The 14,690-nt window shown below is 67.7% G+C and carries 19 protein-coding genes and 1 pseudogene; 7 read left to right on the forward strand and 13 right to left on the reverse strand.

Annotated features, from left to right (window positions below; all coding sequences use genetic code 11):
- From BQ8420_RS31565 to BQ8420_RS23080, 6 genes and pseudogenes are all read right to left on the reverse strand, one after another.
- Positions 1-327 (reverse strand): ISAs1 family transposase (locus BQ8420_RS31565; protein ID WP_143847497.1); only part of this gene is annotated, 327 nt, incomplete at its 3' end.
- Positions 219-644 (reverse strand): transposase family protein, encoded by a 426-nt coding sequence (locus BQ8420_RS23060; protein ID WP_087101262.1) that lies wholly within the window; start codon positions 642-644, stop codon positions 219-221. The genes BQ8420_RS23060 and BQ8420_RS31565, both read right to left, overlap by 109 nt.
- A 149-nt stretch (positions 645-793) precedes the next feature.
- A pseudogene (locus BQ8420_RS32890) lies at positions 794-1,603 on the reverse strand (Abi family protein); the annotation flags it as partial.
- Positions 1,604-1,851: 248 nt separating this feature from the next.
- Positions 1,852-2,040, reverse strand: a complete 189-nt coding sequence (locus tag BQ8420_RS23070) for a DUF397 domain-containing protein (RefSeq protein WP_235006435.1) — start codon at positions 2,038-2,040, stop codon at positions 1,852-1,854.
- A 32-nt stretch (positions 2,041-2,072) separates the two neighbouring features.
- On the reverse strand, positions 2,073-2,258 hold the full coding sequence (locus tag BQ8420_RS23075; protein ID WP_087101263.1) for a DUF397 domain-containing protein: 186 nt from the start codon (positions 2,256-2,258) through the stop codon (positions 2,073-2,075).
- 12 nt (positions 2,259-2,270) lie between these two features.
- Positions 2,271-3,122 carry a helix-turn-helix transcriptional regulator gene (locus tag BQ8420_RS23080; RefSeq protein WP_087101264.1) on the reverse strand — a complete coding sequence of 284 codons (852 nt, stop codon included), beginning with the start codon at positions 3,120-3,122 and terminating at the stop codon, positions 2,271-2,273.
- 174 nt (positions 3,123-3,296) lie between these two features.
- Here BQ8420_RS23080 and BQ8420_RS23085 point away from each other — a divergent pair, with 174 nt between their 5' ends.
- The 3 genes from BQ8420_RS23085 (at position 3,297) to BQ8420_RS23095 (ending at position 4,731) form a co-directional block, all read left to right on the forward strand.
- Entirely contained in the window at positions 3,297-3,554 is a 258-nt protein-coding gene (locus BQ8420_RS23085) for a hypothetical protein (RefSeq protein WP_087101265.1), read from the forward strand.
- A complete protein-coding gene (locus tag BQ8420_RS23090) occupies positions 3,554-4,081 on the forward strand; it encodes a hypothetical protein (protein WP_087101266.1) in 528 nt (175 codons plus the stop codon). Before BQ8420_RS23085 ends, BQ8420_RS23090 begins: the two co-directional genes overlap by 1 nt.
- A gap of 326 nt (positions 4,082-4,407) precedes the next feature.
- A complete protein-coding gene (locus tag BQ8420_RS23095) occupies positions 4,408-4,731 on the forward strand; it encodes a hypothetical protein (RefSeq protein WP_235006436.1) in 324 nt (107 codons plus the stop codon).
- 100 nt (positions 4,732-4,831) lie between these two features.
- Here BQ8420_RS23095 and BQ8420_RS23100 read toward each other — a convergent pair whose 3' ends face one another.
- Positions 4,832-5,806, reverse strand: coding sequence for a GlxA family transcriptional regulator (locus BQ8420_RS23100; RefSeq protein ID WP_087101268.1), 975 nt, complete (start codon positions 5,804-5,806; stop codon positions 4,832-4,834).
- A 119-nt stretch (positions 5,807-5,925) separates the two neighbouring features.
- Here BQ8420_RS23100 and BQ8420_RS23105 point away from each other — a divergent pair, with 119 nt between their 5' ends.
- Positions 5,926-6,555, forward strand: a complete 630-nt coding sequence (locus BQ8420_RS23105; RefSeq protein WP_087101293.1) for an isochorismatase family protein — start codon at positions 5,926-5,928, stop codon at positions 6,553-6,555.
- Positions 6,556-6,625: 70 nt separating this feature from the next.
- Here the strand turns inward: BQ8420_RS23105 and BQ8420_RS23110 are convergent, their stop codons facing one another.
- Positions 6,626-7,537: a LysR family transcriptional regulator gene (locus BQ8420_RS23110; protein ID WP_087101269.1), complete on the reverse strand. Its 912-nt coding sequence runs from the start codon at positions 7,535-7,537 to the stop codon at positions 6,626-6,628.
- Between the two features lie 130 nt (positions 7,538-7,667).
- Here BQ8420_RS23110 and BQ8420_RS23115 point away from each other — a divergent pair, with 130 nt between their 5' ends.
- The gene (locus BQ8420_RS23115) at positions 7,668-8,126 is read left to right on the forward strand and encodes an ester cyclase (protein WP_087101270.1); all 459 of its coding nucleotides are present in this window, start codon (positions 7,668-7,670) and stop codon (positions 8,124-8,126) included.
- 118 nt (positions 8,127-8,244) lie between these two features.
- Here the strand turns inward: BQ8420_RS23115 and BQ8420_RS23120 are convergent, their stop codons facing one another.
- From BQ8420_RS23120 to BQ8420_RS23145, 5 genes are all read right to left on the reverse strand, one after another.
- On the reverse strand, positions 8,245-8,904 hold the full coding sequence (locus BQ8420_RS23120) for a response regulator transcription factor (RefSeq protein ID WP_087101271.1): 660 nt from the start codon (positions 8,902-8,904) through the stop codon (positions 8,245-8,247).
- Positions 8,901-10,079 carry a sensor histidine kinase gene (locus BQ8420_RS23125; RefSeq protein WP_087101272.1) on the reverse strand — a complete coding sequence of 393 codons (1,179 nt, stop codon included), beginning with the start codon at positions 10,077-10,079 and terminating at the stop codon, positions 8,901-8,903. Before BQ8420_RS23125 ends, BQ8420_RS23120 begins: the two co-directional genes overlap by 4 nt.
- Positions 10,076-10,906, reverse strand: a complete 831-nt coding sequence (locus BQ8420_RS23130) for a CPBP family intramembrane glutamic endopeptidase (RefSeq protein ID WP_087101273.1) — start codon at positions 10,904-10,906, stop codon at positions 10,076-10,078. The genes BQ8420_RS23125 and BQ8420_RS23130 overlap by 4 nt, the downstream gene beginning before the upstream one ends.
- Positions 10,907-11,182: 276 nt before the next feature.
- Positions 11,183-12,007, reverse strand: coding sequence for a peptidoglycan recognition family protein (locus BQ8420_RS23140; RefSeq protein ID WP_087101275.1), 825 nt, complete (start codon positions 12,005-12,007; stop codon positions 11,183-11,185).
- Between the two features lie 196 nt (positions 12,008-12,203).
- Positions 12,204-12,845 carry a GyrI-like domain-containing protein gene (locus BQ8420_RS23145; RefSeq protein ID WP_087101276.1) on the reverse strand — a complete coding sequence of 214 codons (642 nt, stop codon included), beginning with the start codon at positions 12,843-12,845 and terminating at the stop codon, positions 12,204-12,206.
- 180 nt (positions 12,846-13,025) lie between these two features.
- Between BQ8420_RS23145 and BQ8420_RS23150 the strand changes: the two genes are divergently transcribed.
- Positions 13,026-13,991 carry an ABC transporter ATP-binding protein gene (locus tag BQ8420_RS23150; protein ID WP_087101277.1) on the forward strand — a complete coding sequence of 322 codons (966 nt, stop codon included), beginning with the start codon at positions 13,026-13,028 and terminating at the stop codon, positions 13,989-13,991.
- Positions 13,988-14,689 (forward strand): ABC transporter permease, encoded by a 702-nt coding sequence (locus BQ8420_RS23155; protein ID WP_087101278.1) that lies wholly within the window; start codon positions 13,988-13,990, stop codon positions 14,687-14,689. The genes BQ8420_RS23150 and BQ8420_RS23155 overlap by 4 nt, the downstream gene beginning before the upstream one ends.
- The last annotated feature ends 1 nt before the right edge of the window (position 14,690 follow it).

The raw sequence follows: 14,690 nt of genomic DNA on the forward strand, positions 1-14,690 counted from the left end.
GGCGTAGAGGTGTTTGTTGTTGGCCTTGACGGTGAAGACGTAGTGGGCGCCCCCGCCCCGAATGGTGGTGGCGGTGTCGGTCTGGGTGTGCATCGCGTCGAGGGTGACGACCGCTCCGTCGATGTCCAGGAGACCGAGCAGGTCCCGCACGGCGGGAATCTCGTTGCTTTTGGCGTCCACACCGACCTGCCCCAGGGTGGTGGTGCCGCACAGGGCCGCTACCAGGTGCGGGCCCGTTCGGTGCCGGTGCGGGCACCGCGCAGGGTCTTGCCGTCCAAGGAGATGACCCGCAGCCCATTGACCACGGTCAAGCGGGTGGCGGCCCAAGCGCCCAGCACCTGATCGAGCAGGTCGGCGTCCAGGCGAGCGAAGGTACGGCGGAAGGTCGCCTCGTCAGCTGCTCCTCGCACCATTCCCAGGGCGGTGAGTGTGTCGGTGGTGGTCTGGGCGGCCCACTGACCTATCGCGGTGAACCCTTTGGCTCCGGCCAGGACCGCGCAGACGGCCACGGCGGTCAGCGCGGCCAGGGTGTGGCGTCGTCCGCGGGGTTTGCGTGGGTCCGGCACACGCGCCAGGACATGGAGGAGGTGGTCCTGGCGAGAGACGGGTTCGACGATGAGCTCGCCGGGGTGAGACGATGGCATAAGCGGGCGTGTTCCTCGGACCGATGGCAGCGTGAAGAACTTCCATCCAACCGGGCCGGACACGTCCGCTTCTGCTTGTTCGCTCTACGAAGAAGCAGGTCACAGACCCACCACCCGACTTTGCCGGAGCCCTGCCTGTTGAACAGCCGGGCATGGTGCGCGGCCACGTTCCGCACGTAGTTCAGACTGGCGAGCCAGCTGACCATGATCTTCTTGGTCGGCGCTCCGAATTCCATGGCGATCGCTTCGGCGTCCTGCTGAAGCATCCCCCGATAAAGGACGGAGATCTGTCCCAGCTCCAGGATCTCGGTAAGTGCCCAGACCGGCATTCGATCGTCGTACTTGTCTCGGAAGTGCGCGACGAACAGTTCGTCGGACTTGGCCCGCCGCTCTTCCACCCGTCGCAACCACTTTGTGTGCGAACTAGGTACGGTCTTCCCGGTTTCGGGGTCGGTACTCGTCTTGGTGAAAGCCTCGGTGAAACTGGCGGAGTCTTCGTGCGCAAAGGCGGAGGTGCAACCGAGCACGTATCCGATCTACATCCGCAGGGCAACTTCAATGCGTTCGATGCCGTCCAGAACGAGCATGCGCAATCGCCGGTCAAAGTTGATGACCGACTCGACATCATGCAGGGCTGTGCCCGCCCTGTAGTCGCTGAGCACGCGAGTGCGGACGCGACCCTCGTCGTCCTTGTATTGCTCGGAATTCCGGAACGGGTAGAGATATCCGGTAAGTCGGTAGTAGCCCGTCGACTTGAGTAGTGCTACCGCATGCTCGCGGTCACCTACGTCAACTCCCCGACTCGCCAGCTGCTCAAGCGCCAGCCAAGGCTTCGTGTACTCCACCGTGAGCTTTCCCTGAACGTGAGGCACCTTATGCAAGAAAATCAGCCCGCGCCTTGCGGCAACGGGCTGATCATGATGTTTCCGATGATAGCACTGGTGCAGGTCAGAGTCCACGTTGTCGTCTGAAGCGAGCAGAGCGATCCCCGGGCACCGACATACTCGGCCGGATCGGTCTTACCCGCTAGTGGTGGATCATCGTCAGCCGTCGGCAAGGGGGTGGACGGTGCGACAGCCGGTACTCCTTGAACTCTACGCCGCACTGGCGTAGCAGAGGTCTGGTATTCGTCAGCCCTGAAGCCAGGGCGCGGTGCCCGTGGAGATCAGCGAAGGGAACCCGCGCTGACGTGGGCTCCCTCGCTTGCCTACGATCGCGCGGTGCGCAGCAGGGCGATCCACTCCGTTCCAGAAAACGCCAGGTGGCCGCGCTCAGGGTGCTTGGAGTCGCGGACCACGGCGCCCCCGGGAAGGTCGGCGACGGCGACACAGTTGCTTCGGTCGCTGTAACTGGAGGTACGGAAGTTGAGTGTGCCGAGGGTGGAGTTGATGTTCACAGGCGCTCTTTCAGGGGATTTTGGCTGCGCTGCTAATCCTTGACCGTAGCGCTCAAGAGCGCGGCCCATTCCGAGGAAGGGAACGCAAGGTGCCCGATCTCTCTGTTCTGTGTATCCCGAACAGCAGCGCCGCTGGGGAACTCGGCGACTTCGACGCACTCCTGCGCGGTGGTGCTGTAGCTGCTCTTGTGGAAGGTCAGAGGGTGGGTGAGGTGCACGTCGGGTGAGTCCTAGTCGATGAGTCGGGTCAGGTGGTGGGACGACTCTGCCGGGGACAGAGCTGTGCCCTGGAGGTGGTCTAGGACATCGCGGTAGTCCGCGATTTGGTCCGGAGTCTCCAGATAAAGACCATCGTGCCTGGTCTCCAGGTACACGATTGGTCGGTCTGCAGGGTTGGGGAAGTCCAGGAGGACGAATGGGCCACCGGTCCCCGCATGCAACCCGGTAGCGAAGGGCAGTACCTGCACGGTGATGTTCGACTGCTCCGTCGCAGCCAACAAGTGCCGGATCTGCCTTTTCATCACCGCAGGCTCTGACGCTGAGGCAGGCCGGGCGAGGGTTGCCTCGTCAATGATCGCCCACAGGCGGGGAGGGGTCTCTCGCTTGAGGATCTGCTGGCGTCGTTCTCTTGCTGCCACGACCCGGTCAATGTCATCCGACGCTGTGAGAGCTGCTCGGGCAGAAGCAGCTGTGTACTCGGGTGTCTGAAGCAACCCAGGGATGGCGCCGACTTGATAGGTCGCGATGGACGAGGCTTCGGCCTCGAACCCGAAGTACGCCCCCGCGAAGTCTGAGTACCTGGTCCACCAGCCCTTGACACGGGATTGCCGTGTCAGTTCGAAGAGGGCCTCACGACGCTTGGTGTCAGTCACGTTGTAGACGTCGAGCAGGAGAGCGATGTCGGTCACGTAGGGCCGGAGTCGCTTGCCTGTCTCGATGTTGGCGATTTTCGCCCTGCTCCATTCGAGCTTCTGGGCTGCCTGCTCCAGGGTGAACCCCGATGCCGTACGCAACTGTTTCAGCTCCTCAGAGAGCCTACGGCGGCGGATGGTCGGGCTGAAGTCGCCAGTGGGGTCGGGCATGCGTCGATGGTATTGCCGAGGGCGCCTTGGGGCCAATGTCCGTTTCACTTTCTCGTCTTCACTTGATCCAGTTCACTAGTTGGGCTTGAAAAACGGTGAATCACCGTTTTAAATAGAGTCTACCTAACCCGATCGGGTCACACACCCGGCACCTTGAGCGCCAGGAGCCGCGCCATGTCGCGTTACCTGAACCTGTCCGATCCGGCGTACGTGCGTCACCGCGTCGCCGATCCGAACCACCGTCGTCGCCTCCGCAAGGCCGGCCGGGTGCGTATCTACGCCTCGTCTCCCCGAACCTCTTCCGGCGGTCACCAGCCGGGCTCGCCTCGCCCGCCACTGATCCCGGCTCCCCGCCGGCCGCTGGACACTGTCCCCCTGGACGTTCTTCGCGACGTGCTCACCGGACTCCAGCGGCTGGAGGTAGCGATCTGATGCTCGACGCCCACACCGCAAACCTGTTCGCCACCGTCGAAGACGCCCTGCGCCCGCCGCCGCACCTGACCCCCGGGCAGCTCGGTGACTGGTACTCCCACACCCTGCGCAACCGGCTTCCGCTCATCGGCGACGCGCTGCGCATCGCCCACCAGGAAGGGGATGCCGAGCTGGCCACGCAGCTGATCGACCAGGCCATCGCCGACCACCCCACGCCCGGCCGCGTCGACGCGGCCGGCCCCCGGATGGTCGTTCCGCGTCCGGCACGGGCTCAGGACTCAACGGACGGCGAACTGCCCATCCCCGAGCGGGTCCTGTGCACCCTGATCTACCGGCACTGGGACCTGACCATCGAGGGCCGGCCGCCCCACGAGCGCTACGTGGCTCGCCGCCCGCTCACTTGGGCCGGTGAGGGCGATCGCTTCGAGCGCATCACCGCTCCCACCCGTACCGAACTCCTGCGCCGGCTCGCCCACCGCCACCTGGGCGCCACTCGGATTGACCCCGAGCCGCCGGACGCCGCCTGAGGACCCCAAGAAAAAGCTCTGGCGGGTGCGCAAACACCCCCAGAGCAGGCCGACAACCAACCCGGATTCAACGAAAGAAAGCTGCCGACATGGCCATTGTGTCGCATGACCGGACTCAGAGTCACACCTTCGCCACATCCCCGGCCCCCTTCCGCGACGGGCCGGGCACACCGGCAGCGGCAGACCACAGGGTGCGTTCCGTACTGGCCGCGCCTCGGGGACAGCGGTTCTCCCGGCCTGGCTCCTCCCGCCCGACCACCTCGCGCCGGGGCCCCTTTGAACCCGTGTACACCCCGCCGGAAACGGATCAAGCCCGACGGGAGCGGTTGCTGCGACAGATGCGGGGCAACCCCCGAGTCGCCTACATGCTCGAACACGGCGAACTTCCACACTGGATGATCGTGGCGCGTGAACGGCGGGAACAGGCCGAGAGGGAAGCTCGCGAGAGCAGGAAGACAACGGCCGCCGACGAAGCGTTCCTCGCCGACCTCCCCGGCATGGCCCCCGCCAAGCCCCGGGGCCGGCATCGGGCCCCGCGCCGGAAGCGAAACCTGTCCACCCTGGCCTTCGGCGTGGCCTTGCACTCGGGGCTGACGGCCGTGATGGCGATGGGCCAGGCGGTCGTTATCGCGGGCGGCTTCCCGATCTGACCACCGGCGCGAGAACCCTGACCGGCGGCATTCCGAACGGTGGCATCGCGAACGTGTTCGCGGTGCCACCGGGTCCGGCCCGACCCGACGACGTCACCGACTACGCGGAATGCTCCACGGGAACCTCGGCGTGGTCGGTGAAGCGGTTCCGGTAGGACGTGGGCGTGGTCGCGTAGCGCGCGGTGAAGTTCTGCCGGAAGGTGACGGCGCTGGCGAACCCGCACGCGGCGGCGATCTGGGCGATGGGTCGGTCGGTCGTCTCCAACAACCGGCGCGCTTCGTCGAGGCGTCGGCTGAGGATCCAGCGGGCCGGGCTCATGCCCGTGGTCTCGCGGAAGCGGCGCGAGAAGTTGCGAGGACTCATGCTCGCGCGCCCAGCCAGCGCCTCCACAGTCAAAGACCGGTCCAGGTTCTCCAACGCCCACGCCATCGTCTCGCCGATCGCCCCCTCCTCGGGATCGTCGAGGACCGGCCGATCGATGTACTGGGCCTGGTCGCCCTCACGATGGGGCGCGATGACGAGGTGCCGGGCGACCGTCGCGGCGACCTCCGAACCGAGTCGGGCGCGGACGATGTGCAGGCAGGCGTCGAGCGCGGAGGCCGTGCCCGCCGAGGTGAGTACGTCCCCGTGATCCAGGTACAACGCGTTCGGGCTCACCTGGACGGCGGGATGTCGCACGGCCAGTTCCTCGGCGGCGGACCAGTGGGTCGCCGCGGTGCGTCCGTCGAGGATCCCGCTCCCCACCACCGGAAAGGAACCCAGGCACAACCCGGCGATCCCCGCTCCCCGCGCGTGCGCGGCGCGGATCAGGTCCCTCAACCCGGGTTCGGGTTCCGGGAGGTGGACCGGCCAGGAGGGAAAGACGAGCAGGTCGGCGTGCTCGGAGACAGAGGGACCGTGCAGGTCGCCCATGGTGACGCCCTCCTCGGTGCGGACAGGGGACCCGTCGTCGCTCCAGACCGTCGTGGTCCAGCCCGAGTCCGGGTATCGGCGGGACAGCTCGCCGAACACGAGCAGCGGCGCGGCGAGGTGGAAGGTGGTGATCCCGTCGAAGACGCGAACGGCGATCCGCATGTGTTGTCCTGATTCCATCGAAGGTGTGCTTATCTGCCACTCACGCTACCCGGTCGTGAACGGAGAGGATCGGAATCGGTGGCGTTCCCCGCCACGAACCGAACGTGAAGGAGAGCACCATGTCCGCTCCGCGCCGAGCCCTCGTCCTCGTCGACGTCCAGCAGGAGTACTTCGACGGTCCGCTGAACATCGAGTACCCGCCCCGGGAAGAGTCCCTCGCCCGGATCCTCCAGAGCCTGGACGTGGCGAAGCAGGCCGAGTTGCCGGTGGTCGTGGTCCGGCACCAGTACCCCGAGGGCGCCCCGGCGTTCGTCGCCGGCACCCCCGGATACGAACTCCAGCCCGAGGTGAAGGCCCGCACCGGTGACGCGGCCAAGCACATCACCAAGAACCTCTCCAGCGTCTTCGCCGGCACCGACCTGGCGGACTGGCTGCGTGCGAACGACATCGACACCCTCACCCTGGTCGGCTACATGACCAACAACTGCGTCCTCGGCAGCGCCGCCGACGCCGAACGTCTCGGGTTCACGATCGAGGTCCTCTCCGACGCGACCGGCGCCATCCACATGGCCAACGAGGCCGGGGCGGTCAGCGCCCGGCAGGTGCACGAGACCCTCATGGTCCTGCTGCACTCGAACTGGGCCGCGGTCGCCGACACCGAGGCGTGGGCCGGGGCCGTCTCCGGTGGGCAGGAGCTCCCCAAGAGCGACCTCGTCACCACCGCCGCGAAGGGCCGCGCCGACCACTGATCCACGCCGCGACGAAGGGGGGCGGGTGCGGGCTCGGGGCCCGCGCCCGCCCCCTCCCCTTCGGTTCGGGTCAGGGCGTCTCCTCGCGTATGGCGGAGGCCGCCTCACGAAGTGAGCCGGTGACCAGCTCGTGGAGTTCGGTGCTCTCCCACGGGGTGAGGGCCAACACCGATCGACCCAGCCACGTGGGGTCCTCGACCCGTACGACGCCGACACCGGCGGGTACCGAGGGCGCGAGCATCTCCGGTAGTAGACAGATCCCGAGCCCCGCGGAGACCAGGCCGAGACGGGCGGTCCAGCTGCGGGCACGGCATCGGACGACGGGATCCGCGAGCGTCGGCCAGGCGCCGAAACGCGGTTCCTCGCGCGACCCCCGCCCGACGATCCACGGCTCGTTCGCGATCTCCGCCAAGGGCACGCGGGCCGTGCCGTGGAGTCGGTGCCCGGTCGGTATGCCCACACACAGTTCGCCGGTTTCCAAAGGGGTGGTCCGCAGGCCTTCCAAGGCGGCCTGAGGCAGGCCCTGCCCCATGGCGACGACCGCGACGTCGAGGCGTCCAGCGGAGACCTGTTGAACGAGGGCCGGGGACGACGCCTCGGCCAAGGTGAAGGCCACCCTCGGATGCTGTTCCGTCAGACGGGCCAGGGCCCGGGGGAACAGGGCGGCGTTCGCGGCCGGGAAGCCTCCCACCCGTACCCGCAGTTCCCGGTCGGAGGCGGGTTCTTCGATGCTCTGTTCGAGGTGTTCGAGTCGGGTGAGGGTCTCGGTGGCGAATCGGGCGACCACGGTGCCCGCACGGGTCAGGGACACACCGCGCGGGTGGCGGACGAAGAGCGCCTTTCCCACGGCGACCTCCGCCGCGGCCACCTGGCGTGAGACCGCCGGTTGGGAGTACCCGAGGGCCCGGGCGGCCTCGCTCAGGGACTTGTGCGTGGCCACGGCGCGCACGACGCGCAGCGCGCTCATTGAGATGTCGGGCATGGTCCCAGCCTAGCCATGCGGAAAGGTTATGGATATTGGCAAAGACCTGCATATTGATTAGGGACTAGGTCCGTGGCGGGGAGGTGTTGGAACCATCGACGGTCGAAAAACCAGAGACAGGAAACCCGCCATGAGTGAATTCATCTCGCCCGACGACACCAGGTACGACGCCCGCTCTCGGGCGTTGATCCGCATCGGTCGCGAGGCCATCGCGGTGGCCGACGACGAGAAGCTCGACCGCTACTTCGCCGAGGACTTCGTCTTCCACGGCCCGGACGGCGACATGGGGTACCCGGAGCTCAGGTCGTTCTTCGCGGCGATGCGGGGCGCCTTCGAGGGTTTCGCCTGTGAGCGCAGGGAACTCGTCGCCGAAGGTGCGTTCATCGCCGCCCGCACATCGATGTCGGGCGTGTTCACCGCCCGCTTCGACGCTTCGCCCATCGGACCCATCGAGCCGACCGGAAAACCGATGCGGCTCGAACTGATCAACTTCTTCCGCTACGACGAGGACGGTCTGCTGGCCGAGGAATGGGTGCAGTACGACAATCTCGGTTTCCTGCGTGGGCTCGGCGTCGATCCGATCGGCTGACTCCGACAGCGTCGAGTGACCCGGCGGGCGGGACGACCCTGTCGTCGGTCGTCTCCCTCGAAGTGGTGCGGCTCCGGGGCGAGCACACGCTCCGGAGCCGGGGCGGACACCGAACGTCTCAGGCCACCAGGCCTTGGCGGTAGGCGTAGACGACCGCCTGCACACGATCACGAAGGTTCAGCTTGGTGAGGATCCGTGACACGAAGGTCTTCACCGTCTCCTGGCTCAGAGTGAGCGCGGAGGCGACCTCCCGGTTGGACAGACCCTCCGCGATCAGGCGCAGCACCTCCAGCTCGCGGGGGGTCAACGGGGTGTCCTTCTGATCCCGATCGACCGGTCGGACCCGGGCGGCGTAGGTACCCACGAGCTGCCGGGTCACTTCGGGGTCCAGCAGCGCCGCGCCGGTGGACACGGTCCGGATCCCGTGCAGCAGTTGGGCCGGCGGCGCGTCCTTGAGCAGGAACCCGCTGGCCCCCGCGCGCAACGCCTCGTACACGTACTCGTCCAGGTTGAACGTGGTCACCACGAGCACCTTGGTCGGCTCGGCCACCCCGACCCCGGCCAACAGACGGGTGGCCTCGATGCCGTCGAGCACCGGCATGCGCACGTCCATCACGACCACGTCCGGCTTCGACCGGGCACAGAGGTCGACCGCCTCCTTGCCGTTACCGCACTCGGCGACCACCTCCATGTCCGGCTGGGCGTCGATGACGGTGGTCAGACCGGTGCGGATCAGCATCTGGTCGTCGCAGACCAGGACCCGGATGGTCTCGCTCACGAGCGGCCTCCCACGGGCACGCGCGCCTGCACGGCGAAGCCGCCGCCGTCACGTTCACCCGCGCTGAAGTCACCGCCCAGCACCTCGACGCGTTCGCGCAGGCCGTTCAGACCCCGTCCGCTCCCACCCGTGGACGAGACCTGAGTCCCGGATCCGTCCGTGTCGATCCGCACCGTGATGTCCTTCTTTCCGTGGCGCACCCGAACCGAGGTGGGGGTGCCGTGGGCGTACTTGAGTGCGTTGGTCAGGGCCTCCTGCACGACCCTGAAGGCCACGAAGTCGGCGCTGCCCGACGGCTCGGACGGGGCGCCCTCCTCCGTGAACGCCACGGGCTGCCCCGCCTCGCGGGTGTGCTCCACGAGCTCCGACAGAACACCGGTATGCGGCATGCGGGTCTCGGATCCGTGGTCGGCGCCCTGATCGGTGCCGTGGTCGGGGTCGATCAGTTCGAGCAGACGCCGCAGGTCGGAGGTGGCTCGACGTCCCGTGTCGGTGACCGAGGCCAGTGCCTGGTCGAGGCGGTCGGGCGCTGCCGTCAGGTACCGCGCGGCCTCCGTCTGCACCACCATGGCCGTCACGTGGTGGGTGACCACGTCGTGCAGCTCGCGGGCGATGCGGGCCCGCTCGGCGACCAAGACGTCCTGGGCGACCCGGCGACGGCGCTCGGCCTCGGCGATCCGGGTGGAGCGCACCCACGAACCGATGCCCCACACCAGGGCCACCGCCAGGTAGAACACCACGAACTCGCTCACCGGCTCACCGGTGCCGATCTGGTACAGCACGACCGCCAGCGGCAGGTACGCCAGGGAGAACAGCAGCGCGGTGAGGCGCCGCTGCCGCTCCAGGTGCACCCCGGCACTCAGCACGGCGATGGCCAGGCCGGTACCGGCGACCGTGTGGTAGCCGAGGAGCTGGTCGACGGCGAAGCCGACCGCGATCAGCGCCAGACAGAGTGTGGGCCACCGCCGACGAAGGGCGAGCGGGAAGCTCTGTAGGGCGATCACCACGACGGCGATGGTGTCCAAGGGCCGGTCCGGCACCCCTCCGACCTGCGTGCCGTAGTTGAAGAACATCGGCATGAACGAGGGGACGAAGAGGAGGAGGACCAGGGGGAGGTCCCGGAGGGTGACGTCGAGCCGGCGCCACAGCTCGGGGACGCGCAGAAGAGCGCTCATCCGGCGAGTGTAGCGGCGGCCGCGCGATCGGAACGACGCATGGGCACCAGGTTCCGGCGCCGACGAGCGACCCACAGGTACACCACCGTCGCGAGCACGAGGAAGACCAGCGAGTACAGGCTCGCCTCCGGCCCGAAGCCGCCGCCGGTGACCAGCAGCGGGCCCGAGGTGGTGGCGTCCAACAGGCCCGCGGGGGTGCCGTTGCCGGAGACCTCGGTGCTGAAGATCGCCGAGGCCGCGAAGTTCCAGCCGAAGTGGATGCCGATGGGCAGCCACAGGCTGCGGGTGGCCACGTACGCGACGGCGAGCAGGCCGCCGGCCCCGACCGTGATGATGGCGATGCCCAGCAGGCTCGCGTTCGGGTTGGGCAGGTGCCAAAGGCCGAACAACACCGAGGACACCACCACCGCGATCCACGTTCCGGCGCCCCTCTCGATGAACCGGAACAGGACGCCGCGGAACAGCACCTCCTCGGTCACCGCGGCGGCGGCCATGAAGCCGAACAAGCCCACCGCGCCGGTCAGCGAACCCATGCCGTCGACCTTGTAGTAGCCCAGGAAGGCGATGTTGACGATGACGCACGCGAACAGCAGGACACCGACCAGCGTCCCCCCGCCGAGGCCGGCGAAGACACCCTCGCGGGTCACGTCCGTGACGGTTCCACCCTCGGTCAGGCGGACCACCCACCAGTAGAGGGCCAGCGTGAGCACTGCCGTCAGCAGGCCCAGACCGAGAGTGAGCCATGGGTCGCCCTCGACCAGCATGACGGCCTGACCACCGACGACACCGGCCACCATGACGGCCAGGAGCTGTAGGAACAGCTTCATGTTCTTCCCCTTCACCGAGTCCACGGACGGATCACCGCGGCTGTGGGGAAAACGCTACGGATTCGGGCCTTCGGGGTCGTCACCACGCGGTGGACACCTGTGTGTGGCTCGGATGGGGGACAGACGGTCGGTGGGTGCCGCGCGCATCGGGGAACCGGGTGTGAAGAGCCTGATCGAAAGGGAACGGTGCCCACCGGGGGATGGTGGGCACCGTGGGATGGACGAGAGTGACACCGAACGGGGTGATGTCCTCTACGCCCGCGACGCGGGACGGATCTAGTGCGAGATGTCGTCCGGGCCTCGGCCGGGGCCGTGGTAGAACTCGTGGCTCGGCTCGTCGTCGGGTACCGCCGGGTAGGTGGGGTCGTTCTCGCCGGCGGCGCGAGCGGCGGCGATGGGGATGTCGAGCGCCCCCATGGTCTGGGTGACCCGGTTGCGCAGGTCGGGAAGCATGGCGTACAGCACGTCGCCGGGGCAGGCCGTGGCGTTGAAGTCCCGGTGGCCGACGATCGCGCTCGGGTTGAGCCCGTAGGCGCCGCACAGCCAGGCCAGGGTCTCCACCAGCGAGTCGGTCAGGGCCTGGGTCGGGCTCGCGCTCGTGTAGGTGCCCTCGTTCTCGATGCCGATGGTCGTGCTGTTGTAGTTGCCCACGTGGGAGCCGACGACGTGCTGACCGGCGTTGATGGCCTCCGGGGTGCGGTCGCGACCCTCCATGACGTACCCGCCGCGGCTGATGGTGAGCTGCTGGCCGGTGTCGATCCAGCCGTTGGAGTCCATGTGGTAGTTCTGAATCGACTTGGACAGGTTCAGTCCGTGGTCGAGCGAGTAGTCGGTGCTGTTGGGCGTGGCGGTGTGGTGGACCACGATGTGGCTCGGCCCGTTGGCCAGCACCTGGATGGGCGAGCGGGGCGCGCGGGCGTTCCAGGCGCCGCGCCAGTAGAGCTCCGGGGCGGCGGCCTGGATGGGGTTGCTCGTCTGGGCGGAGGCGGCGGTGGCGCCCAGGGTTCCGAGGGAACCACCGAGGAGGGCCGCGCCGGAGGTGAAGACGGCCCCGCGCAGGAGGTTGCGCCTGTTCAGGCCCGATCGGGGGATGTTGGTCATGGGGGGTCCTTCGCGATTGGCGTTAATTACTTACCAGTTCATAAAAGAACATGGAGAAGCTTGACGCGCAAAGGGTCGAGTAGTGAATTCCGGTGACCGATTCCGGTCAGAGAATTCACCGGTTACCCCCATGGTCGAAACCTGTTGGATGTTGTAAGGGCGGCTCGAAAAACCCGCCGTGATCTGGCTGAACCCTCTACTCTCCTGTGGCCAGTGGTGCTGATGTGATCACCGGTTGTCGAAGAATGGTGCGCCGCTTTTCCGGGGCCATCCGACGGAAGTCGCTCAGGTAGATCTCGTGGTGTCTGCCCGCCATGCGAAAGCCTTGTTCGGGCACGAACTCGTGGTGCATGCGACGCAGGACATCGGCCTCGTCATCGAAGGAACCGACGTGCAGGGTCTGGACGCAGCGGCCCTCGGAGAGGGTCTCCAGCCGGACGTCGTCGAGGCGAGCCGGTGGGGTCCTGGCTCCCGCCTGGGCGACGGCGGTGGTGAAGGCGGCCGAATCGAGCCAGTCCGGAACCATGATCATCAGGGTCCAGCTCCACCGTGACTTGTCCCGTTCGGTGGTGAACGCGTCCATGTCCTCCGCCCACCACAGGCCCTCCAGAGGCGGGACGACGTAGTCGCGTTCGAGGTCGCGCTTGCTCGCGAACTTCAGTTTGTAGGCCACCGGGTAGAGCGCCTCGATCGCCTCGGCGAAGGCCGGGGAGGTGTTCGGGTCACCGTGGCCGTCGACCATGAGGTAGCGCAGGTCGGGCAGGTCGAGGACCCCGAACCGGTCCCGCCGTGCACGGTAGCCGTCGAACGTCTTCTTGAAGTCGATCTTGTTCGTCATCGCGCACCCGGACCCGGTCGGTGAGCCACTGTCTTCGGCAAGGGTACGGCGGGGCCACGACATTCGACCGGGTCCGTGGCCATCCACCGAACGGTGGATGCCGCGGGTCCGCCGTATCGGCGCCGAACAGGGGCCGCGCGGGCGATCCGCGGGAAGGCCGCGACGACCAGGCTTGTGGGCATGGCAGTCATCGAAGTCGACGAACTCTGCAAGAAGTACGACGGCCGGGCGGTCCTGGACCGGGTCTCCTTCTCCGTGGAGGAGGGCGAGGTGTTCGGGATCCTCGGCCCCAACGGCGCGGGCAAGACCACCGCCGTGGAGTGCCTGGAAGGCCTGCGCCGCCCCGACTCCGGGACGGTCCGGGTACTCGGGTCCGACCCGCTCGAACAGGGCCGGGGGCTGCGGGAACGCATCGGGGTGCAGCTACAGCACACCCGACTCCCCGAGACCATCAAGGTGTGGGAGGCACTGGACCTGTACGCCTCCTTCTACTCCGGCCCCCGGGACTGGCGGGAACTGCTGGAGCGGTGGGGACTCGTGGACCAACGGAACACACGCTTCGGCAAGCTCTCCGGCGGGCAGAAACAGCGGCTGTTCATCGCCCTGGCGTTGGTCGGGGACCCGGAAGTCGCGTTCCTCGACGAACTCACCACCGGACTCGACCCCCAGGCCCGCCGCACCACCTGGGAACTGGTCAAACGGGTCCGCGCCGAAGGGGTGACGGTCGTGCTCGTCAGCCACTTCATGGACGAGGTGGAGGAGCTGTGCGACCGGGTGGCGGTCTTCGACCGCGGCGACATCGTCGCCCTCGACACCCCGGCGGGGCTGATCGACGGGGTCGACCCCGAGTACCGGATGGGGTTCCGGCTGATGGACGTCGGCGCTTCGGGGACGTCGAGGACTTCGCGGACCTCGGAACCGGAAGCCCTGCTCGGAAACCTGCCGGGGGTGGCCACGGTCTCCCGCACCGGCGACCGGGTCGAACTGGTGGGCCGAGGCGACTTCGCCACCGAGGTCACCGCCGCCCTGGCCCGCGAACACGTACTCGTCGCCGACCTGCGCGTCGACAGCCGCAGCCTCGACGACGCCTTCGTCGCCCTGACCGGCCATTCCTTTCAGGCCGCGGAGAACGGGGCCGGATCATGAGGACGCTCACCAAGCTCACCCACGTCGAGACCAAGCTGCTGGTACGCGAGCCCGGGGCCGTGTTCAGCCTGCTCATCCCCCTGTTCATCCTGTTGGCCTTCGGCGGGTCCATCACCGAGGGGGACACCGTCCTGCTGCCGATGGCGATCACCATGGCGATCGCCCTGGTGGGCGTGTACCTGTTGCCCACCACCCTGGCCACCTACCGCGAACACGGGATCCTGCGCCGACTCTCCGTCACCCCGGTGCGCCCGGGGAACCTGCTCGTGGTGCAGATCCTGTTGCAGTTCGTCCTGACGGTGCTGGCGGTCGTACTCCTCCTGGTGGTCGGCACGGGGTTCCTCGGGGCGGGCGTTCCCTCGGCCGCCGCCTTCCCCGTCGCGTTCGCCCTGGGCGTCGCGTCGACCTTCGCCATCGGTCTGCTCCTCGCGGCGCTCGCCCCGAACGGGCGGTCGGCCAACGGGTTCGGCGTGCTGCTCTTCTTCCCCATGTCCTACCTCGGCGGGCTCATGCAGCCCCCCGAGTACATGCCCGACCTGTTGGCGGCCGTCGGTCGGTTCACCCCGCTGGGCGCGATGCGCGAGAGCTTCCACTCCGTCTGGTCCGGTGGGATCCTCGAACCGCTGCCCCTGATCACCATGGCGGCGTACGCGGTGGTCCTCAGCGCCCTCGCGGCCAGGTACTTCCGCTGGGAGTGAG

Source organism: Nocardiopsis sp. JB363, assembly GCF_900143625.1.
GTDB lineage: Bacteria > Actinomycetota > Actinomycetes > Streptosporangiales > Streptosporangiaceae > Nocardiopsis.